Genomic DNA, 22,357 nt, shown 5'->3' with positions numbered 1-22,357 from the left:
AGGGCGTGGCAGCTTCGCTGGTGTACCTGCTTCTACGTCAGATCTTGCAGATGCTCACGCAGTTCGCCCGGGACGGTGGCGCGAAGGACGTCGAACTGCTGGTGTTGCGGCATCAGGTGGCGGTGCTGCGTCGGCAGGTGCATCGACCCGACCTGCAGCCCGCGGATCGGGTGGTGTTGGCGGCGTTGTCCCGGTTACTGCCCCGACCGCCGTGGTCGGCGTTCTTCGTCACTCCGGCCACGCTGCTGGGCTGGCACCGGCAACTGATCGCCCGGCACTGGACGTATCCACATGCGCGTCCCGGCCGGCCACCAGTCGACCGGGAACTCCGTGAGCTGGTGCTGCGGCTGGCCGCGGAGAACCCGACCTGGGGTCATCGCCGCGTACAAGGTGAACTGGCTCGGCTGGGCCACCGGATCGCGGCCAGCACGGTCTGGAAGATCCTGCACCAGGCCGGCGTCGACCCGGCACCACGCCGCACCGGACCGACTTGGCAGCAGTTCCTCACCGCCCAGGCCCACACGATCCTGGCCTGCGACTTCTTCACCGTCGACACCGTGCTCCTGAAACGGATCTATGTACTGTTCTTCATCGAACTCGCCACCCGCCAGGTCCACATCGTCGGTGTCGCCGCGCACCCGACCGGCGCCTGGGTCACGCAACAGGCCAGGAATCTGCTCCTGGACCTCGACGAGCACGCCAGCAGGCTGCGCTTCCTGCTACGAGACCGAGACACGAAGTTCACCGCCGCGTTCGACGTGGTCTTCACCGCCGCGGGTATCGACGTGCTGCGCACACCGCCACAGGCACCGAAGGCGAACGCCTTCGCAGAGCGCTGGGTCGGCACCGTCCGCCGGGAATGCACCGACCGGATCCTGATCGCTGGCGAACGGCATCTCTTGAGGGTGCTGACCGAGTACACCGAGCACTACAACCGCCACCGCCCACACCAGTCACTGGACCAGCAACCGCCGAATCCACCACCACCGGTCGCCGATCTCGGCGTTGCGCGGGTCCGACGACGCCCGGTCCTGGGCGGGCTGATCAACGAATACTCGCAGGCAGCGTAACCAAACCCAATTTACGAGCCACACACGTTCGTGGTCGTCGGTCACGGGCGTCACCGTACAAGGCACCTGCCGCCGGGGCGGCGGCCCGACCGGCATCCTGACGCCGCAGGGCACGACGGCGGCCGTGTCCTCGTCCAGCGCGCCAGGACGGTCGGCTCATTGGCGACCTCGGTGCCGACGGGACGATCACGTCTCAATGGCTGACTGACCGCTGTTCGACTCGTGTGAGACGGCGGACGTCTCTCACAACTCCACACCCCACCGGTAGACATCGTCCGTCTGATGGACATCGCCTGCTGCGCTTGACGCGAAGCGAGCGGGACTGTGGTCTGAATCGAGGATGCTCGTCGGCGTCGAACGACGTGCGGTCGCTGCAAGCACGGCCGCACGGGGGTGCTTCGCAACGCCCGCCACGGCCTGGTCTCGGTGGTCAGTGCGCGTACCAAATCAACGTCTTCGATGGGACGTGTCGTCGCTGTTCGTGGGGGTGAGCGGGAGTTCCACGCGCAGGCTGGTGCCCGCGCCGTGTGGGCTGCGCAGAGCGATTCGGCCGCCGAGCGCCTCCACGCGGTCTTTGAGCCCGAGCAGGCCGGTGCCGCGGGTGAAGTCGGCGCCGCCGGTGCCGTCGTCGCGGATCTCGACGCGTAGGACGGCGTCGGCGGTGTCGGTGGGGTCGGCTTCGACGGTGACTGTGGCGGTGGAGGCGTGTGCGTGTTTGGCGGTGTTGGTGAGTGCTTCGGCGATGATGTAGTACGCGCTGACCTCGACCGGTTCGGGCAGCCGCCGCACGGTGTGCAGGTCGAGGTTGACGGGGATCGGTGAGCGTCGGGCGAGGGCGCGCAGTGCTGGGCCGAGGCCGCCTTCGGTCAGGATGGCGGGGTGGATGCCGCGGGAGATTTCGCGGAGTTCGTCCACGGCGCCGGTTGCTCCGGCGACGGCGCGGTCGAGGTGCGCACGGAACGTGTCGAGTTCGGGGGGCAGTTCGGCCTGCGCTACGCGCAGTTCCAGCGCCAGTGTGACCAGCCGTTGTTGGGCGCCGTCGTGGAGGTCTCGTTCGATGCGTCGGCGGGTCTGGTCGGCGGCGGCGACGATCCGTGCCCGCGAGTCGGTCAGTTCGGTGCGGCTTTCGGCGTTGGCGACGGCGGTCGCGACGAGTTCGGTGAAGTCGGCCAGTCGCTGCTCGGTGTCCTCGGGGAGGCGTTCGCGTCGGGACCCGATGCCCATGGCGCCCCAGACTCGGTCCTCGACCACGATCGGGCTGGCGACCACGGAGCGGAGTCCGAGGTAGACGCCCTCGACGTAGGTTGCTGGTGTCTGTTCAGGGTTGTCGACGTCGAGGCGTGCCGCTCGGCCGGTGGCCTGTACCGATGCCAGGGCCCGGCCGGGTGGGGGCTTGCCGCGCCAGCCGGCTTGTGGGTATTCGAGCCCGTAGCTTCCCATCACGGTCGCGTCGCCGTCGGGCTCGAATCGTGCGATCAGTGTGATGTCGGCGCCGAAGAGTGCGCCGACCTCGTCGGCGACGGCGTCGAAGACGAGGTCGGGTCTTGCGCCGCGGGCGACGAGTGTGGCGACGCGTCGTAGGGCGGCTTGTTCGTCGGCGATGCGGCGGAATTCGGTGTAGAGGTGGGCGTTGTCGAGGGAGGTGGCGAGTTGGCCGGCGATGAGTTTGACGGCGTCGAGGCGTTCGGTAGTGAACGCGCCGCGGATGAGGCGGTTTTCGAGCAGGAGCACCGCTTGGAGTGTGCCGCGGCTGAGGATTGGGACGGCCAGGAGTGAGCAGCAGGTGAGGTCGGTGAGGTAGGGGTCGCAGGCGAAGCGGTCGTCGTGGGTGGCGTCGGCGACGACGAGGGGTTCCCGTATCCGTTGGGCGTATCGCAGTACGGAGAGTGGGACGGCGCGTTCGTGGCCGGTGCCGCTGGCCGGGATGACGCCGCCGTCAGGTGCGGGCAGGAGCCAGTCGTGTTGGTCGTTGTTCCAGAGCAGTAGGTGTACGCCGGTGGCGCCGGTCATCGCGGAGAGGACCTCGACCAGGCGGGTGTGGAGTCCTGCGACGTTGGTCTCGGAGCTGAGTGCCTGTGAGGCGGACAGGATGCCGAGCAGGTCGATGGTGCCGGTGGTGACGGTGGAGCGTTGGTCGCCGCCGGGTCCGGTGGTTGTGTCGGCTGGTAGTCGCAGGGTGGGGTATGCCCAGTCGAGTTGGTTGACTTTGGCGGTGGCGCCCCAGGTGAGGTATTCGTGGCGGGCTTCGGCGAGGAGGGTGTAGCCGGTGTGTTCGATGCCGTGGGCGAGGTGGAAGCGGGCGGCGTGTTCGGTGATCAGGGCCCGGTACCACGGTCGTTGGACCTGGGCGGCGTCGCGGCGGGCGGCGTCGAAGGCGAGGACGGCGGCGCGGAAGTCGCCGACCGCCCAGGCTCGTTCCGCCTCCAGTAGTCGCAGCAGGTGCCGGAAGTTCGCCGGGGCGTCCGCCGCGCGGGCGGCCAGCCACCGGGTTACATCGTCCAGTTCGGACAGCAGACCCGCACGCTCACCACTACGGCCGGCCCGGACCTGCCCGGCCAGGGCCAGCCCACGCAACACCCGCGCCACGGCGGCCGGGTAGACGCCCTGGCCGGCTGCTAGTAGCGGCATCGCCGCGGCGGTGTGCCGCGTCAGGCCGTCCAGGTCGCCGAGGACGGCCGCAGCGATCCCGCGGGTGGCATGTGCGTGGAGCAGCGTCAGCATGCTGCTGCTGCTGCTGCTGCTGCTGCTGGGATACCTGTCGGCGTGCTCCACCGCATCGGCTGTGGTGGAGCTTTCGCCGCGCAGCACACCAGCCAGCCGCCGGTAGCCGTCGAGCAATTCGCCGGTCTGCTCGGCACCGGTCCGCCGCATGAAAGCCAGCCCGGCCTCCACCTCGGCGACATAGGCGTCCAGTGATGACGCGCAGCCCAGCAGTGCCGGCACGGTGACGTAGTAGGTGTGTCCGGCATTGGCCAGGTCACCCCCCGCCATCAACCCCTCCCGGGCCCGCCGACCTGCCTGGACAACATCTTCCATCGGTTCGAACCAGCAGCTCAGGAGCGCTGACAGAAAGCGCGCCTGCGAGGTGTCGGGCTCGTAGCCGCGGGCTTCGCCCAGCGCCACGATCCGCCGCAGGGCCCGGTAGCCGGAGGCGTAGTCGCCGCGCATGTCCACAACGGCGAAGGCGATGTGGCTCGCCGGGCCGAGCAGGGCACCGGCGGGGCCGTGCTCGGCCCAGATCCGCAGCGCCTCCGAGCTCAGCCAGGCGACCAAGGCCTGATCGGGGGTGAAGAAGGCCGCCGGCAGGACCGCATTGATCAGGCGGGCCGCGGCCAGCAGCACCGGCTCGGTGATGTCCGGTCGAGTCAGATCGTCGGTGGCATCCGTGTGGTCCAGCCACCGGTACAGATAGTTGAACCGGTGGTCGGCCTCTGCTGGGAGCCGGTCGGCGGCTGGCACGGCGATGCCCAGCTCACGCAGCGACTCCAGGCAAAGCCCGATCGCCTCCGCCAAGCGGTTGCGGTGGGTCAGGCTGCGCGCCTGCACCACCGTCGCGTCCGCACGGTCCAAAGTGTTGGTGCACAGCCCTGTGATCGTGCGGTACTCGTCGTCCGCGTCCTCCAGCCGCCCCAGGCTGTACAGGGCGGCATGGCGGCCGGTGCGCACCTCGACGAGCGTGGCGATGTCGCCGGCGTTGATCAGCCGCAGCGTGGCGGTCAGCAGCGCGTTCACCAGCCCGTAGTCCCCGATCAACGCCGCCTGGTCGGCGGCGCGCCGCAACAGCCCCACCACGCGACATCGCTCCATGGCGTCGTCGACCTCGTCGACCACCGGCAGGTACTGCTCCGCCGCGGTCGCGGCCAACTCCGGCACCTGAGCCAGCTGCCGCGCCATCGCCAACTGCAGGGCGCGTCGCCGCCGCGGTTCCAGCCCGCGCAGGGCCATCTCGCGGATCCGGTCGTGGCGGAACTGGACTGCCTCGTGCACCCCGGGCTCCATCAACACCAGGCCCTCGTCGAGGGCGGGCGCCAGGCGTTGCTCCACCACGGCTGCGGGTTCGGCGGTGGCCGCCTGCAGCAGGCTCAGCTCGACACGCCCACCAAGGCACGCCATCGCCTCCACCATCCGCCGCGACTGCCCTGACAGGGCAGCAACACCGGCTGCCAGCAGCCCGGCCACATCAGACCTGCCCACAAAGGCACGCAAGGACGCCTCGTCCCACCACCACCCGCCGGCCGTGGCGGTCAGCACACCATCACGCCGCAACGTGTTGAGCAACTCCACCGTCTCATACGGATTCCCGGACAGGTACGGGTTGATCACCTCGACCAGGGCCGCCGCCGAAGCCCGATCCGCGTGCAGCATCTCCGCGACCATGCCGACAGAGTCCGGCACCGGCAGGTTGACCAGCCGCAGATGCCGTACCTCCGCCTGCTCACGCCATCGGGACAGCAGCGGCGCCAGCGGGTGCGTCGCATCCACCTCACCCTCGCGATACGCACCCACCAGTAACAACCCGTCGACGCGTTCCTCACTCAACACCAGATCGACAAGACCCAGCGGCGTGCGCCCCGCCCACTGCAGATCATCGACGAACACCACCAACGGCCGCTTCCGCGAAGCAACCGCGCGCAACACCCCCGCAGTCATTCGCTGCGAACGCACCTGCGCCGTCAACGGATCCCCCGGATCGGGTGGCACCCCCAGCAACGCCGCGAACTCCGGCACCAACGCGGTCAGCAACCCCGCGTTCGACCCGATCACCTCCAAGATCCGCCCACGGACCTCGGCCAGCTCATCCTCCGGCTCAGCCAGCAACAACCGGCCCAGCCCACGAAACACCTGATGCACCCCGTCGAACGCCAGATCCCGCCGATACTGGTCGAACTTCCCCGCCACGAACCAGCCATCACCAGCCGTCACCACCGGCCGCAACTCATCGACCAACGCCGTCTTCCCCACCCCCGGCACCCCACCGACCAGCACCCCACGACACCCACCCGACAACGACTCCGCAAACGCCGCCCCCAACGCCGCCACCTCCGCATCACGACCCACCAACCGCGACGGCGGCAACAACCGCAACGGAACATCACGCGCACCAACCCGAAACCCGACCGCTCCGACCGCTCCAGCCGCTCCCTGGCCCGCGCCGGCGTCCCGCAACCGCTCCAGGTCGTGGAGCACACCCTCCGCCGTCTGATACCGGTTGTCCGGCTCCTTCTCCAACAGATGCATGACAATCTCGGACAACAACCCCGGCACCATCGGATTCACCTCGTGTGGCGGCACCGGCACCCGAGCCAAATGATCATGCGTCAGCCGCAACGGATCACCGAAACCAAACGGCGGCGCACCCGTCGCCAACTCATACAACGTCGCACCCAACGCATACAGATCAGCACGCTGATCCACCGACCGGGCCGTACGCCCCGTCTGCTCCGGCGCCAGATACGCCAACGTCCCCACAATCTCCGTGTAATGCATAAACTCCGGACGAATCTCAGCAAACGACGACGCCAACCCGAAATCCACCAAACACGGCGTGCCGTCACAGGAGACCACGATGTTCGCCGGCGTGATGTCGCGATGCATCACACCCCGCCCGTGCATCCCCGCCACCGCCCGCGCCAACCCCACCGCGCACCCGACCAGATCATCAACCGTCAACGGCTTCACCAACCCGGCCAGACACGCGCCACCAACGTCCCGCACCACGACCGACCCAGGGAAGTCCGGCGCCTCCACCAACTGGACGACGCCCGCCACACCACGCAGCCGTTCCAGGATCGCCGACTCGTGCCGCACCCGCCGCTGCGCATCCGCCCCCAGCGGCTCCTTACAGACGACCGTGCGCCCAGCAAGAAACAGTCGAGTAACGCGCGTGTGCTCACTCTCGTGCAATACCTCGGCCCGAACAGGTGGATCCCTGCCAGGCAGCACTCCGCCTGCCCCCATCCGACACCTCCACACATGGTTGAAACCACTTCAAAGCGTACTTACCACCTGTTCGGCCTCAACGACGTCCGAGTCCAACGACACCCGATCCTGGGCGGATTGATCAACGAATACACGCAGGCTGAGAGCACGCGCGGTCCACCGTCACCGCCTCGGCTGGGAGGTCGCGCATTGAGCTGGCGACGGTGCGCGGCAGTGCCGCTCCGAGCAGGAACCGAGCGCGATCCGCCTGGGGCAGGACGGCGACGTGCGCACGGTGCGCTGCCCGCGAAATGTGCTTGCGCGGGCCTTGCCCCACCGGCAGTGTCGCTCTGCCCGAACGCCTGGCGGCGCTGCGCTCCGCCAATGCCGCCGCCGTAGCGTGGCGACCAGCGGCGCGCAGTGACCGGTCAGGGTTTACGACCTACCGCGCCCCAGATTGCGATGTCCTGAGGGTCCGGTCTCGGCTCTGACCTGTCGGCGCGTCATTCACTGATCGGCACGATGCCAGGCTCGACGAGTTCGAGTCCTTCGAAGAAACCGCTGACCTGGCGGTGGTCGCACGTGTCGGCGCTCACGTAATTGGCTTCGATGTCCGCGCGGGCGGCGGTCATGGGGCATCCCCGTCAAGCACGGCGTTGTGGCGATCGGTGATCATTGCGTCGATGGCGGCCGGCGGATGAATGATCAGCCGCCGCTCGGTGGGTTCGGCGGCGATGAGCAGCCGATCCGCCGCCGCGATCGCGCAACGGCGCCGGACGACGGCCGGGATGTAAAGGTGACCCTGCCGGGTGATCGCGTACACGCCCCGGGGGGTCGGCGTCCACAATGAGCAGGCCACCCTGCTCCTGGATGCCGTACCGGTGCCGGGCTCCCAGCCCATCGCCCGGACGACGGCCTGATTGGCGAGTCTGCCATTGAAGTCGATCGCCGGTAGCGCGTAGATCGTGTGGCGGGTCCGCCGATCGAGGAACGTCGGCAGCGGCAGTGGACCACGGACGGGTCGCCTCGTTGCCGCCTGACCGCTTGCCGTGGCTCCAGGCAAGGAGGCAGGCACGACTGCGGGCGCAATGCCGCTCGTGGACGGCACCGCCGTCCACGTGAAGCCAGCATGGGTGCCTCGATGGCGTGTTCGAGTGCGCTTGAACACGGGTGCGTCATACAACGCAGGGATGCTATGAGTTGGTGTCGAAGGTCCGAGCGTGACCAAACCCCCACGCTCGTCGGCCCATCGACAACGATCCGACTTACATAGGTCGCCGGACGGCGCATCCAGACCATGCTGTCCGGAGGTTACCGTAGTCGGGCTGTCGCACGAAGTACCGGACAGGTAGTGCGACTGCCCGTGCTCCCGGTCGATCGGATCCATGCCCGGCCGCTCCTATAGAGCCTGTGTCTGAACCTGGTGTCGGGTCCGTGTTAAGGCATTCGGGCTCGGCGCCGGGTCATCTGGATGATGGCGGCCCAGTAGACGACGGTTTCGTGGTGGTCGGTGGTGCGTTCGTAGTCGCGGGCGCATCGGCGGCGTCGGGTGATCCAGGCGAAGGTGCGTTCCACGACCCAGCGGCGTGGCAGGACCTGGAAGCCTTTCGTCCCGGGTTCGCGGTTGACGATGGTGATCGTGATGCCGAGTGCGAGGGCCCAGGCGATGAGGTCGCCGTGGTAGCCGAAGTCGGCACACAGGTGGGCGATGCCGCGGAGGGTGGCGTCGTGGACGAGGGCTCGGGCGGCGTCGCGGTCCTGGACGTTGGCGGCGGTGACGACGACGCAGACAAGAAGTCCGAGGGTGTCGACGCTGATGTGGCGTTTGCGGCCGTTGACACGTTTGTGCGGGTCGTAGCCGCTGCTGGCGCGGGGCACGGTCGCTTCGGCGGTTTCGTGGACGGATTGGGCGTCGATGCAGCCGGCGGTCGGGTGGAGGTCGCGGCCGTGCGCCACTCGTAGCTGGGCGCGGAGTTGATCAGCGAGTTCGATGGTGGTGAGGTCGTCGGACCAGCGGGCGAGGAAGCCATAGACGGTTCGCCAGGGTGGGAAGTCCGCGGGTAGTGCCCGCCATTTCACGCCGTTGTCGACCAGGTAGAAGATCGCATCGATGGTCGCGCGACGGTGGTGGCGTTCCGGCCGGCCGCCGCTACGGCGCCGGCAGGCCGGGGTCGGCAGTAACGGTTCCAGGAGCGCCCACTGCGCATCGCTGGTATCCGACGGGTAGCGGGGTCGACGGCTGGCGCAACCGCAACCACAGGACACGCCGGGGCATGGCTTCTCCACCCGGCTGCGGACAGGGTTCAATGACATTGTGGGCTCTTGACGGCAGTTGGTGTAGGAACCGTTTGCCTATCAAGAGCCCACGCCCACGCCTGTTAGCCACGCCGTCACCGGCTACCACAACCCTCGCAGCAGGTTCAGACACAGGCTCTATAGGCCCAAGGTGAACCGCTCCGGGGCTGATGGATGCCCAGGATTGTTCCGAGCCCCTCAGCCGTTTCGCGGCGGTGGTCCGAGTTCGGTGAGCATCTCCGTGAGCTGCTCGATGCGGGGATCTTCGGCGTGGCCCTCCCTGCGGATGATGTCCAGTACCTCCTGGAGGAACTTCCTCGCCTGGCCGGGGTCGCCGGCCTGCTGGTGGTGGACGCCGAGGAAGTAGAAGCTGCGGGTGAGTACCGGGTGGTATGGGCCGGCCTTGGTCCTGGCCTCGTCGAAGAGTTCCGCCGCGCGCTCGGGGTCGCCGCCGAGCACGTGGTAGTACAGGCCGATGTTCTGGGTGGCCTCAGCGCAGGCGGGGTGGTCCTCGCCCAGCGACCTGGCCGCCATGTCCCGTGCGTGCACGGCGAGTTCCAGCGCGTCCTCCTGCAGGGGATGGCCGGGCTCGAGGATCACCGCACGCACATACTCGTTCTCCCGTTCTGCGGCCGACTCGTACCACTTGGTGCGCCGCTTGGCCTTCTTGCCCACTGGCTGCCTCCTACGCACCGGTGAAGGTGAACGGAGCCCAGAACGCCGGGTGGGCGTACGGACGGTCGTCCGGGGCGCCAGCCAGCATGAGTTCCGTGTAGGGCTCGATGAAGCGGTCGTGGCCGTCGGTGACGAGCCGCTCGTAGACCGCGGCCAGTTCGGCGCGGGTGCTGTCCCGCAGCCAGAGCTGGGCGCGCCGCAGGGCGCGCGCCGGGTCGCCGACTCCTGTGGTCGGCCTGTCGGCTGTGCCCGCCCCGTCGCGCTCGGCCGCCGTCAGTTCGGTGTAGAACCGCTGCATGAGCAGCGCGGTGCTCCGGTCGTCCGCGGCCCACAGGGTGCTGACCACGGCGGCGGCTCCGGTCTGGAGGAACACGGTCACCAGTCCTTCGTGCTCGTCCCAGGGCAGGTCGTGTTCCACCAGCCCGGTGTCGCAGGCGGACAGGCAGACGAGCCGGGCCTTCTGCAGGTCCTGCCCGAGGATGTCCTGGAACGACAGCCCCTTGTCGCCCAGGTGCAGGATCGCCGGCGGATCCCACGCCATCCGGAAGCCCGGCCCGGCCAACGCCCAGCCCGCGCCGTGGCATGCGAGATGGACGACCGCGGCGTCGGCCATGCCGTCTAGGACCCGTTCCCGTGTCGCCTCGCTGTCGAGGAGGGGGGCGCTGTCCAGCATTGTGCCGATCAGCTCGACCTCGTGGGGGACCGCGGGCAGTGGAGGCAGTGAGGGGTAGCGGCTCACCCCTGCGACGAGGGCCTGTCCTGCGGTGCGCCGTCCGCCGCGCCTGGTGTGCAGCAAGGAGCGGATCGCGGCAGACGGGGCGTACTCGACGACCACCTCGTCCAGGAGGTGGCGCGCACCCGGTCCGTCCGTGATGACGGCCGCGTGCAGGGGCAGGAACTGCAGTCCGGCGGCCGGCACCAGGACGACTCTCGAACTGCGTAGCTCGCGGAGCCGGTTCGCGAGTGCTCCGAGCAGCGTCCGGCCGAGGTCGCCGCAGACCGCGCCCATGGTGGTCCGCCAGCGTTCCTCACCGGCCGCGTCCTTGTGTCGCCGCCGGTAGGCGGTCAGCCAGCCGACGGTGGTCACGGCGTCTGTGCCGAGGGCTTCGGCGGTGCGGCCATCGTCCACGTCGTCAGCGCCCTCTGCGTCGCCTTCGAGCCACCGGTTGATGTCACGTGTCGTCACGGTGGGGAAGTCGAGGACGTTCTCCGGCGCGATGCACCGGTCGGTGTCCGTGACGATGAAGAGGGCTCCGCCGACCGGGCTGATCAGCGGTACGACGAGCGCGGTGCCGGGCTCCTGGGGGGCGAGTTCGGCGATCGACACGGCAGACCGCGCCGCCGGCGCCGTGAGTTCGGCGTACTCGCGGCGGAGCAGTGCCAGGCGCTCGGAGTTTTCGAGGAAGATCATGCCTCCGTACTCACGGGCCTCGAGATCGCGAATCTCCCGGCGCAACTGCGTACGTTGCGCGTGTTCCGGTGCGTCGGAGAAGCCCGCTTCCGCGTCGTCGGCCAGGCGGTCCAGCAGCAACCGGCCGCGGCCCGCCTCGAGCGTCAGGACGGCCTGGTCCGGATCCCCCTGCCGGTACTGGCAGTACGCGAGGCAGTGCGCCACGTCCGATACGCCGACTGCCGCCGCGCGGCGCCCACTGACCGTGGCGGGCTCGCGCGCCAACTCCAGGGCGAGGGACAGCGCCTCGGCGCAGTGCGGGAGCGCGTCCGCCCAGCGCCCGCGGCGCAGGTGCAGGTTGGCGAGTTCCCGCAGCGCTCCGAGGCGTGCGGTTCGGTGGGTCGCACCGGTGAGGGCCTGTGCGGCCGCCGCGAAGTGTTCGGCGACGATGTCATCGGCAGCCGGTCCGCCCGCGTGGGCGAGTCGGCCGATGGCGAGCTGCAGCCGCGCCCAGCGGGCGGTGTCCCGGGAGCGGTCCGTTCGGGCCAGGGAGCGGGAGTACTCCCCGAGGGCGGCCTGCCGGGCGCGCGCGGCACCCGTCTCCCTCGCCACCAACACGTACCAGTCGCCGAGGAGTTCGTAGGCGACGGCAAGTGCGGGCCCTGAGTCATTCGTCCGGTACACCGCGAGTGCCTTGTCGAGGTGGCGCCGCGCGTTCGGCCAGAGGTCGGGGTGGCGCAGCAGCGTGATCGCCATCTCCGCCTGGACGTCCGCCCAGAGCGGCGATCCCTTGGCATAGAGGTCGAGGGCCTCGCCGAAGAAGCTCAGCGCGACCTGCAGATCTATCTCCCCGAAGCCGGCGGTCGCGCTGCGATCGCGGAACGCCTTGCCGCGCAGCACACGGGTCGCCGCCCACAGGCCTTTGCCGATCTTCTTTCGGTTCAGGGAGTCGCTGTGCACCAGGATGCGCTGGATGTTCTCCTCGCGGTCGCCCTTGGTCCGCCGGTCGTACGCGATGGCCAGCCGCGCGCGCGTCCGGTTGTGGCTCGGACGGACCCGCAGCTTCTCGGTGAGACGGCGGATCAGGGCTTCGACGTCCTCCTCGCTGTCCGGTCCAGTCGCTGGGCCGTCAGGCGACACGGTAGGTCTCGCGGAGCTGCCAGCAGCCTTCTCCGTGCGGGCGGATGCTGGAGAGTGCTTCGAGCTTCCGCAGTGCCCGGGTGAACTGGACCGGGGTGAGGGGCTCCAGACCGAACTCTGGCCGGTGCCGGTCGCAGGCGGCACGCAGTTCGTCCTCGGTCGCCGACTTCTCGTCGCGGTCGGCCGCGGTCTGTGCGAAGGACCAGAAGAGGCTCGCCTCGTCCTCTCCGATCGGGGCGGTCATGGTGTCGGCGAGGGCCTGCGCGATGGTCAGTACGCCAGCGGTGATCACCAGCGGGTTAGGGCCTGCCAGAACCGCCTGGAGTGCGGTGACGGAGGCGGCACCCAGCTTGAGCAGGGCCGCGAAGTCCACCCGGAAGTTGCGCAGTTTGAGGCTCGTGCCGCCGCCGACACCGCCGGGTGCCAGGGTGATCCCTCGGTCCGCCGCGGTGGCGGGGGAGGCGTCGAGGTCCACCACTGCCAGCGCCCCCAGCAGCGCGGCCCGATCCGCCCCGGGCACCCGGGCGACGATCGCGTCCTGGGCGGCGAGCCGGCCAGCGAGCAGCTTGCGGCCGGTTTCGGCGGTCGACATCAGCCGTACGACGGTGAGTGCGGCGGCCGGGTGCTCCGCAGTGCGCCGCTCGTCCGACAAGGTCGCGGCGGCGGAGTCGAGCTCGCGCTCGATGATCAGCCAGTCCCCGGCCGGGAGGCTGCTGCGCAGCGCAGGGCGGATGCGGTGGACAGCGACCGCCACGAGATCCGGTCGGCTGATGGAAGCAGACGCCACGGCGCCCCCCTGACTTGTGACCCCAACCCTGGGCACGAGCTTGCCGCATGCGCGGTGCGACACGCTATATGCACCGGGTACAACCTTCCCTGGCTTGTGGCTCGAGGCTACGCATTGCGTAACGGTGCGTGGCCTTTGTAGGGGCGTTGTTAAGGATCTTTCGACCAGGTATCAAATAGTTGATCTCTAGGTGTCCCGGCTCGTGCGCTGGGTGAGCAGTTGGTCGTACGCGGCCAGGGATGGTGCCGACCGTTGGTCGGCGGGCGGCGCGGCGAAGTGCCCGTCGGCGAATTTCTACGGATCTCGCCGGACAAGTGCCGTCACGAGGTCGACAGCACGGCTGATCATGGCGCGCAGCCTCCCAGGTCGACCGACACTGGATTCGGCGACGGTTGTCGCGCCCACCTGACCAGGAATGTCGCTCAGGTCCCAACGGGCCGTGGCGGCAGGATTCTGGCCCGCAGGGCTCTGGAGGTGGTCGGGCGACCAGGCTAGGAACCGCTCACCATCCGGCGGACGGATTGCATACCGCTTCGCTTCAGGGCTGGCCTCCGGCCCAGCACCGGCGTCGGTCACGACCATGCCCGGATGCCACATGATGGTTTGCGACGTCGGTACCTGCGCCCCGCCAATGTCGAGCGTCCCCGCTCGTATCCCGATGAATTGCGGCGGTCCGTCCGAGTCCTTCGTCACCGTGACCGGGTGTCGCATGGCATGGACGACGTGGCCCTCCCACATCAACAACGCGGGACAACCTCTGATAGAACGGTCGGCTATGACGACTCGGGCCAACGGTGTGTTCTGCGCGTGGTTCGGCTCGTGACACGGCTCCTCGCGAAGGACCCGAATGACCGCCCGGGGTCAGCCGCGGAGGTGTACGAGCTTCTCGTCCCGTTCGCCGGCGCGGCTAGCGTCCTCGACGAGGAACCTGCGGTCATCTTGCCCAGCGGGCAGTCGATCGACCCGACTCTGCCGTACCGCTATCCCTTCGGCCCGCTGCCCCGTCCGGGGCTATCCGCGCCGGCCAGGATCGAGACACCCCCGGCAACGACACCGTACGAGCCAACGTCGATCACGGACCTCGAGGAGGCTCAGCACCGCGCGCGGACGCTCGCCGAGGCGGAACGCTTCACCCAGGCGGCCGAGCTGTTGGCGGCGGCGGTGCGGGCTGCCGTCAAGGAGCAAAACGCGGGCGATCCGCAACTGCTCGACCTGCGGCTCGACCTGGCCAACCTGTACCTGCTGGCCGACGCCTACCGTGAGGCGCTTGCCGAGTTCATCGGCCTTACAACCGACCTCGCCACGCGGCCCGGCGGTGACCGGGAGCTGATCTGGTACTGCCGGCAGCAGGCGGCCACGTGCCATGCCGAACTGCGCGACGCAGCGGCCGCGATCGCCTTGTTGCGTGCGCTCCTTGCCGATCAGCAGCCCGGGCCGGCGGTGGACGGGGCCCACGCGGACGAGCCGCGCCAGCAGATCGAGGTCCTGGAGGCTACGCGTGCCCGGGGGAAATGAGCAGGTCGCATACGATCCGGCAACGGGCATGGTCATGATTCCGCCCGGCCACAGTCGCTCGCCCCTGGCGTTCTCCACGTGGGATGACGCGCTCGACACCATGAGGCAGTTCGTCCTGGGCCGGCTGGCGGATGAGACGCAGCCCGTCGAGGTTCTGGACGAGAACGGTCGGATGCAGCGGCGGCTGCCGGTGATCTTGAACCTGGTCCCTCGCCCCGACAACGCCTACAACCCCAAGGCAATCTCGGTGGCCATCGCGCCGGTCGCGGGGAGCTCTCATTTCAGCCGGCACCTGGGATACCTGTACGACGTGGTGCTGGAGGCCGCGCCGGCCCTCCACATGCTCGCGGCCGCGGCGGCGCCTACCCCGGTGGGCTGTCACGGCTGGATAGCGCTGCACGACATCGACGAGTCGGAGGTCGAGCGCGGAGGGCTGGTGTTCGGCCTCGGCGAACGGCGACCCGGCGACCGGCTCTGGTCGTGGTGCGACTGGGGTGAAGCATGGCGCGTCAACCGCGATGCACCGTTCTCACGCGCGGAGATGCTCCAGGTCGGGTACCGCATCGAGCGCATCTATCTGGACATTCCGCTGGGGCGATTGCTCGACGAATTGGTATATCCGTACCTCAACTTGCCGCTGCCCAGCGAAGAGCATTACGCGGCGCGCCGAGGCCGGAGACCGGGCCGATCGCGACCTTCGCCCACAGTGCGCGTGGCCGTAACAATGGACGACAGCGGCGCTGTCGTGGTCGCCCCCGCGGAGCCCCGGAGCCCGGTGAAGCGGAGCCGCGGACAGAAGGCGCGGGACGCGGCGGCACTGAAAGACCTCGAGGCGTGGCACCTCTTTCGAAGTGTTCCGCACGAATACCAGGGCATCCGGGCCGTCACCCGGGCCGTTTGGGGGCACGACCGAGTTCTCGTCACCGATCGGGCCGGCCTCCAGATCGGCAGCTACCGACCGCTGGACGGGCTTCTCACGTTGACGGACGAGCGGGTGCGGCTCGATGCCATCCAAGCGTTGCGGGCACACGGGATCGACGCGAAGGCCCCCGCCGGGATCGATCGGCTCGACGACTATCCCGATGCCATTGTCGATACCACGCAAGTCAACGATGACCCATCCGACGACGGACGTAGGTGGTCGATCCTGCTCGTCAGGGACGAGGCACCGTCCTCCATGCTGCCGAAGGCCGGCGCATACTACCCGGCGTCAGGGGCACTCACGGTTTACGCTCGACCCCACATCGGCCCCCTCACCACGTTGCTGAGGCGACATGGGATCGAACCGTCGTCGGTGGAGCATGCACCGCCACCGCAGCCGATCATCGAGAGAAACGCCCGGGCGGAGGCGTACGCGGCGGCGCAGCTCGGGCCATTTCGCGTGGCGGACAACAGCTTCCGTGAGGATGCGGACCGGCACAACGGCATCAGGCCGACATCGTGCCGGCTCACCCCGCGTGCCATCGGTCTGGTGCCCGGGGCTCACCAGCGGTGGCTGAACGCCGAGGTGGCGGAGAAACCTGCGGCACCGGTGCCGGACTACCTGCTGGACATCCAGCGCCGCGCGCTGGCCAGGGTGTTCAACACGCGAGACGTCGAGGATCGGACGGGCCCCTGCCGGCTCTGCGGCACCGGCTGCCACGGCACGCCCTCCGGCATCGCCTACTGCCTCATCTGCTTGACCTTGGCGGACCGCGGGGTTCTGCGCGATATCGGCACCGACGGGCCGTGGACCGACGCGACGATCTGGGCGCTGCGCAGACTCGCGGAGATCGAGTTCGCCGGGCCGCCGTCCAGGAGTCAGCTGCCGACAATTCTGCTCGCCGACCCCGACCTCGCGGACCAGGCGATGCTCTGCCGATTCCTCATCCCGCGAGAGAACTTGGGGATCGCGCGGCCGGCCCGCCGGTTGCGCAAGTGGAGGGACTGGATCGAGCTGGCGGGCCTCGCACCGGATGCGGTTCGCCGTTCGCGCGGCATAGAAACGCTCGCCGCCGACGGTCACCGTTGCCGGTCCATGTTCGAACGCCATGTCGACGACTTCTTCCAGCAACATCGGATCGCGCATGAGGTCGAGCCGCACTATCCGCGCCACGCGGTGCTGAACACCACAGGCCTGCGCGCCGATTGGCTCCTTGCGGATGGGACCTTCGTGGAGGCGCTCGGAATGCTGGACGACGACGCCTATGCGGCGAAGGTGCAAAGGAAGCTCGATCTGGTCGAGGCTACGGGGAACAGACTGGTCACGGTCCGGCCAGAAGACGTGGGCCGACTCGCGGAACTGTTCGCCGAGTGGATGGCGTGAAAAGCGGCCTATGACACCTCAGTCGGCAGTGCGGTATCGGAAGGGCCGCGAGGTTCGGGGCTTTCCGCCCGATGCCGCATAGTCCGACCGGCCGATCCACCGCTGGGCGCAACGGCTCGAAAGCTCAAGATCTTCGACCATTCCATGAGCAGGGCGCCGTTCGGCACGCTGAGAAAGGCTCCCCCGTCTTCCTTGGATTCCGCCGAATAGCCGGGGTTTCGCGACGGAGCCGATCGTGAGCCGGGGGTTCAACACATGGGCGCAGTTCAGTCCGGCGGCGGGACCAGTGCGGTCGCCGCCTCGGCGCATGCCGGGTGCGAGCGGTTCCGGCTGACCGACCCGTTCATCACACGCAGGACGCGCAAGGCCCTCGCAGCGCACATCGGGCACCCTGACACCGGCGCCGGAATTCCCGAAGCCCGCTGGATGCGGGCGATGACCTTCGAGACGCTCGTGCATTCCGAGCGGTTCGTCGCCGTGTTGCTCACCAGAACGATCGGACAGCTCGGCCTCCCCCGCCCGGAAGCGGTGCGCCGGCGCACCTGCGACGGCACCGTCGACACCACCGCCGGAGAGCTCGCCCAGGCTCACCTGAAGGCCACGGTTTCCGGCGAAGCCACGATGCTGACCGCGCTCGCCGTCCCCTACCTCAGGCTCGAGGACGTGCCCGACGCCACCGCCGTCCAGCCGGACTTCGCGATCGTCTGTCCGCGCCTGGCCGAAGACGGCCAGACGATCGGGTCCTGGCTGGTCGTCGGCGACGCGAAGGACTACGAGCGGGTTCGCTCCCGCATCGACGACGGCCGGATGCTCAAGGGCTTCCTCCAGGTTGCCCTCGGCGTCGAGTCCGCCGCCGCGTGGAGCAAGCTGCCCGGGGGGATGCAGGTGCACCGGTACGGTGCGCTGGCGGTTCCGCGGAACGCCTTCCTGCAGCCTGAGGCCATCGTCGAGCTCCTCGACGACCACCGGGAAGAGGTGCGCACCCGCGCCGAGGAGCGGCTCGCGGTGAAGGCGAAGCTCGGCGACGACGCGCCGGCGGGGGATGAGCTGGCGGCGTATGTCGCCGGCCTCGAGGCGAACTTCGACCCGCGCAGCTGCGTCACCTGCAACCTTTTCTCGTGCTGCCGGCAAGAGCTTCGAGCCGGCGACGACCCGCTCGCCCTGCTCGCCGAGCTCGGCGTGGACCGGCTCACCCGGCCATCGGCGGTTGGCCTCGTGACCGGCGAAGGCGTGGTCGGGGAGGTGCCATCAAGCACGGTTGCGCAGGTCACTGCCACCATCACCGGACTTCCGCAATGGGTTGGCCGGTTGCGGACCGACCCGTGCGGGCTGCCCGGCACCATCAACGTGGTGCTGGCGAAGTCCGACGCCGCGGCGCTCGGCGTGCATGGCGTGGCCTTGCAGGGTGTGGGCCGGGACGGGTCCGGCGCCTGGGTGCGACAGACCTTCCTGGAGCCGCAGTCCCCACTCACCCGGCGAGCGATCATGCGCCTTCTCGGCCGCACGGTCCGGGAGCTGCTTGAGGCGGGGCTGGGGCCGATTCACCTGGTCGTCCCGGACCGCCCGACGGCCGACCTGTTGGCGACCGCCGCGGACTCCTTGGCCGGGGTCGAACTGAGCCGGCTGCGCTGGCAGCACGACCTGGACAGCGACCGCCCGGCCCTGACCTTCGACGGCGAGCCCGCGACGTTGCCCGACCCGCTGGACGACGACGAGCGGATCGCGATCAGCTTCCTCCTCGAGGAGGACCGGGCCCGGGCCATGAGCCTGCGGACCCCCGTCGTGGACCTGCGGTCCGTGCTCGCCTCGCATGTCGTGCCGGGCGGTCCCGCCGTGGATGCCGGCCGCCTCGACTACCTCGTCACCTGGGCAGAGGCGACCGACCCGCTGGACCACCGGGAGGCCTCCGACCGGATCGCGGAGCAACCTCAGACGCCGGGTGCCCGGCTCTCCAACTCGGCGTCGGACGCAATCCACAAGGCCCTGCGTCACAACAAGAACCTGCCAACCTACGAGGCGCTCGTCCATGACGCTCTGGACTACCGCATCGAGGTGGTCGAGCGGTCACTGGCGGTCCTCGACCGCCTGAGCTCCTCGGTACTGCGCCCAGCGCACCGCGAGCTGGAGCGCGACGCACAGCAAGTGTGGGGACGCCGCCTCGCGTTGCAGGCCTCGGATCTCGTGCGGTTCTCGCGGACCTACCCCAACTGGCGCAACTCCCAGGTCGAGCTGCTCGACGCCGACCGCAGATGCTTCGACCAGCTCACCTGCCTGACCGACCCCGGCTTTGCGCGGGACAAGGCGATCGACGCGGGTGTACGCGACCTGGCCCTCGCCACGGTGGTCGGTCTCGACCCGGTGTGCCTCGTCGTCAGGTCACGGCGCCTGGTCGACGGGTCCCGGGTCGTCGCCCTCCACATAGGGGGCCGCAGCATCGTCGAGGCGCCCACCACGACCCTCAAGGTTCAGAAGGGATCGTTCAAGCTGGGTCAGCTCCCCGTGGCGACCCTGCAGGAGGTTCCGGGCGTCGACGGGCTCGTCTGGGAGCCGTTGGTCGCGCCCAGCCTGGCGGTCGGCGACGAGTTGGTCCTGGCCGACACCGCCTGGTTCGGCAAACCGCTGCAGTCCGGTCACGAGATCGCCGTGCCGCGGCCCTCCCTGGACGACCGGACCGCACCGAAGCCCACGTGCACCGCCGCGACGTACGCATCCGATCCCGAGACCCACCAGTGGTGCTGCAGGCCGCACGCGGCTGCGGAGGCCGAGTGGTCCGACGTGCTGGCGGAGCGCCGGGCCCGCGGCGAACTGAACCCCGAGGTGTGGCCGCCCCTCGTCGACGAAGAGCGCTTCGACGTGGGCCCGGGCACCGATGCGCCCGAGCCCCCGCTCGGGCCGGCCCCCGACAGCCTGACCATGGACGACCTGGACTGAACAGCGGTGACGATCATCTTCTCTCCCCCCACAGAGTCGGCCGGCGACGCGTTCCACCATGGGGAGGCGGCCAAAGGCAACATCGAGGCCGCCGAGAGCGCCATCGCTGCGGTCTCGGCGGCCCTGAGCGGCGCCGCGGACCACGACAAGATCCTGCTGCGGGCCGCGGCGGGCGCCGGCAAGTCCTACGCGCTGGTGCGTATGGTCGGCGAGGCCTTGGAGCACCCCAACTGCAGCCGGGTCGCCGTCACGGCCTTCGCCAACAAGCAGATCCACCCCTTGGCCGGCGATCTCGGCAAGGCCCTCGGCGCCGAGAAGGTCTGCCTCTTCGTGGCCGCGGACCGTCTCCCGGACGTCCCGCAGGAGGTGCGGGACAACGTCTCCATCGCGACGACCACCGCGTCCATACCGAGATCTTGCGAGGTCGTGCTAGGGACTTCGCACAAGCTCGGCGCCCTGGGCGAACGCCGGCGGCTGCTCGACCACCTCGGACCGGCCGGGAACGGCTCGGTCCCCTTCGACGTGCTGTTCGTCGACGAGGCCTGGCAGCTGCCGCGGCACCGCTACTCGACGGTCGAGAAGCTGGCTCCCCTCTCCGTCGGCGTGGGGGACGTGGGCCAGCTGCCGCCGATCGATCCCAGTCAGAACCCGTGGCGCGGAGACCCAGGCTACAACCCGTACCGGGCGTGGCCCACGGCGTACGAGGGCAGCGCTACCGCCTTCGTCGTCGACCTGCCCGCCGTGTGGCGCCCCACGGCCGCGCAGTTGCCGCTCTGGCGCGCCTTCTACAGCGACTGGGACCGGCTCGACTGTGTGGCGGCCCCCGGAGACCGCTCGGTGGAGCTGCCGCCACTGAGCGGAGAGGCGGCCGCGATCTGGGGCAGCGTTGCGAGCGGGAACCCGACGCTCGTCGAGATCGACGGCCTGCTCGCAGCGGAGGCGGCCGACGTCGACCTCCCGCTGCTCGGCCTGGTCGAGCAGCTCCTGATCCCTCTCCTCGAGGGCGGCTTCAGCATCCTCAGCCGGAGGTATGACGGTCAGGGGACTCCCGTTGACGACGTCCGCGTGCATTCGGCGGCGCCCGAGGGCGACCCGCTCATTGTCGTCCTTGCCACCCGCAACCAGACCGTCGACGACGCAACCGACATGGTGCAGCGGCTGACGGACATGTACGACCTCCCCGACGGCGTACTCGTGGCTTCAACAGTCGACTCGTGGCAGGGCCAGACCAATGCCATTACCGTCGCCATCCACCCGCTCTCCGGAGCCCAGCAGCTCGACGAGTTCAACTCGGCGTTCGGGCGGCTCGCCGTCACCTGCACCCGTGCGACCCACGGTCTGCTGATGGTCGCCCGCAGCGGGCTGGACGACCTGCTCGGCACCGCTCCCGCCCGGCCGGGCACGCCCCTCGGCGAACCCGGATCGAGGTCGCTGCCCCGCCAGACTCACCAGCGAATTCTGACCGCCTTCAGCCGGGGTGCACTGACGGTCGAGGAAGCGACGTAAAGAGAGCCGGTTCGGAGTAACGGGCAGTCGTCGGCGGCCATGCATCAGATCGGACTCCGGCGTTCACTATTCCTGCGAACCGTGGTCACATGAATGAATACCGTGAGTTGTCGCCATCTGACGATGTGTGCCGGCCAAGTGAGAACATCGATAAACTTCCCTGCATGCCGTCAAGGGCGACAGAACGGATCGTCGCGGTCCGTTTGGAGGAGCCTGATCAGGGCGACCTCTTCGGCGCGGGCCCCAGACTGATCAGGGAAGCGCTCATACCCGGCCGGCCAACCGAGCGATTCGGCCGGATATGGCGCGTCGGGAAGGTGTACGAAGAGGGCGGCGTGCTGTACGGCCGTCTCGGTTACGCGGAGCGCGTCCGGGTTGATCGTTGGCAGGAGGAAGTCAACGACTTCGAACGGGACTACGTCGATGGGGGGATCGCTGCGCCGTTCGTGATCCGGATGAGCGATCTCGCCGTCGTGTATCAGCCGCGCAAGGGGGCCATCCGCCCCGAATCTTTTGCCGGCGCGTTGCGGGCGATGCTCAAGTTCGGCGAGTATTCCAACTGGCGAGTGAAGTCGTTGACCGGCGGCAGTGCGTCCTTCGACGAGTGGCGAGGCCACATCGACCGAGTGACCCGGCTCCGAGCCTGCCTCGAAGGCGGCGGCGAGCAGGCCGAGGGATGGCGAATAGGGGAGCTGCTCGCTGGGCCGCGACCGGACCAGGCTTCGGTGGAATGGCGGGCGATCGACGGCCTCGACACCAACGCTGTACGTGCCGAAAACCTCGTCCATGCAGCTCATGCAGCGTGTTCGTACTCGTGGAGGATG

14 protein-coding genes are annotated in these 22,357 nt (G+C 69.1%); 6 read left to right on the top strand and 8 right to left on the bottom strand.

Going from position 1 to position 22,357, the window contains the following annotated elements:
- The first annotated feature begins 5 nt into the window (after window positions 1–5).
- Window positions 6–1,070, top strand: a complete 1,065-nt coding sequence (locus tag ACFPIJ_RS54185; protein ID WP_380127419.1) for an integrase core domain-containing protein — start codon at window positions 6–8, stop codon at window positions 1,068–1,070.
- Between the two features lie 447 nt (window positions 1,071–1,517).
- Here the strand turns inward: ACFPIJ_RS54185 and ACFPIJ_RS54180 are convergent, their stop codons facing one another.
- The 8 genes from ACFPIJ_RS54180 to ACFPIJ_RS54145 form a co-directional block, all read right to left on the bottom strand.
- Window positions 1,518–7,028, bottom strand: a complete 5,511-nt coding sequence (locus ACFPIJ_RS54180; RefSeq protein WP_380127418.1) for an AAA family ATPase — start codon at window positions 7,026–7,028, stop codon at window positions 1,518–1,520.
- 464 nt (window positions 7,029–7,492) lie between these two features.
- Window positions 7,493–7,621, bottom strand: a complete 129-nt coding sequence (locus tag ACFPIJ_RS54175) for a hypothetical protein (protein WP_380127417.1) — start codon at window positions 7,619–7,621, stop codon at window positions 7,493–7,495.
- Window positions 7,618–8,172 carry a hypothetical protein gene (locus ACFPIJ_RS54170; RefSeq protein WP_380127416.1) on the bottom strand — a complete coding sequence of 185 codons (555 nt, stop codon included), beginning with the start codon at window positions 8,170–8,172 and terminating at the stop codon, window positions 7,618–7,620. The genes ACFPIJ_RS54175 and ACFPIJ_RS54170 overlap by 4 nt, the downstream gene beginning before the upstream one ends.
- 254 nt (window positions 8,173–8,426) lie before the next feature.
- On the bottom strand, window positions 8,427–9,302 hold the full coding sequence (locus ACFPIJ_RS54165; RefSeq protein ID WP_380127415.1) for an IS5 family transposase: 876 nt from the start codon (window positions 9,300–9,302) through the stop codon (window positions 8,427–8,429).
- Window positions 9,303–9,482: 180 nt separating this feature from the next.
- A complete protein-coding gene (locus tag ACFPIJ_RS54160; RefSeq protein ID WP_380127414.1) occupies window positions 9,483–9,959 on the bottom strand; it encodes a tetratricopeptide repeat protein in 477 nt (158 codons plus the stop codon).
- 10 nt (window positions 9,960–9,969) lie between these two features.
- The gene (locus ACFPIJ_RS54155) at window positions 9,970–12,489 is read right to left on the bottom strand and encodes a CHAT domain-containing protein (RefSeq protein WP_380127412.1); all 2,520 of its coding nucleotides are present in this window, start codon (window positions 12,487–12,489) and stop codon (window positions 9,970–9,972) included.
- Complete coding sequence (locus ACFPIJ_RS54150) at window positions 12,479–13,276, bottom strand: hypothetical protein (protein ID WP_380127411.1); 798 nt, start codon at window positions 13,274–13,276, stop codon at window positions 12,479–12,481. The genes ACFPIJ_RS54155 and ACFPIJ_RS54150 overlap by 11 nt, the downstream gene beginning before the upstream one ends.
- Before the next feature lie 294 nt (window positions 13,277–13,570).
- A complete protein-coding gene (locus tag ACFPIJ_RS54145) occupies window positions 13,571–14,020 on the bottom strand; it encodes a hypothetical protein (RefSeq protein ID WP_380127409.1) in 450 nt (149 codons plus the stop codon).
- 75 nt (window positions 14,021–14,095) lie between these two features.
- On the opposite strand from ACFPIJ_RS54145, the gene ACFPIJ_RS54140 reads away from it, so the two are divergent.
- The 5 genes from ACFPIJ_RS54140 to ACFPIJ_RS54120 all read left to right on the top strand — a co-directional run.
- Window positions 14,096–14,791 carry a serine/threonine-protein kinase gene (locus tag ACFPIJ_RS54140; RefSeq protein ID WP_380127407.1) on the top strand — a complete coding sequence of 232 codons (696 nt, stop codon included), beginning with the start codon at window positions 14,096–14,098 and terminating at the stop codon, window positions 14,789–14,791.
- Window positions 14,792–14,819: 28 nt separating this feature from the next.
- Window positions 14,820–17,096, top strand: coding sequence for a hypothetical protein (locus ACFPIJ_RS54135; protein ID WP_380127406.1), 2,277 nt, complete (start codon window positions 14,820–14,822; stop codon window positions 17,094–17,096).
- Window positions 17,097–17,351: 255 nt separating this feature from the next.
- On the top strand, window positions 17,352–20,027 hold the full coding sequence (locus ACFPIJ_RS54130) for a hypothetical protein (RefSeq protein WP_380127404.1): 2,676 nt from the start codon (window positions 17,352–17,354) through the stop codon (window positions 20,025–20,027).
- 6 nt (window positions 20,028–20,033) lie between these two features.
- Window positions 20,034–21,533, top strand: a complete 1,500-nt coding sequence (locus ACFPIJ_RS54125; protein WP_380127402.1) for a hypothetical protein — start codon at window positions 20,034–20,036, stop codon at window positions 21,531–21,533.
- 89 nt (window positions 21,534–21,622) lie between these two features.
- Window positions 21,623–22,357, top strand: a 735-nt coding sequence (locus ACFPIJ_RS54120) for a hypothetical protein (protein WP_380127400.1), incomplete at its 3' end; no start/stop codon positions are given.

The organism is Dactylosporangium cerinum (assembly GCF_042653625.1).
Classification (GTDB): domain Bacteria; phylum Actinomycetota; class Actinomycetes; order Mycobacteriales; family Micromonosporaceae; genus Dactylosporangium; species Dactylosporangium cerinum.
Note: the sequence above shows the minus strand (reverse complement) of the source record. Positions and strands in the feature narration are given on the sequence as shown.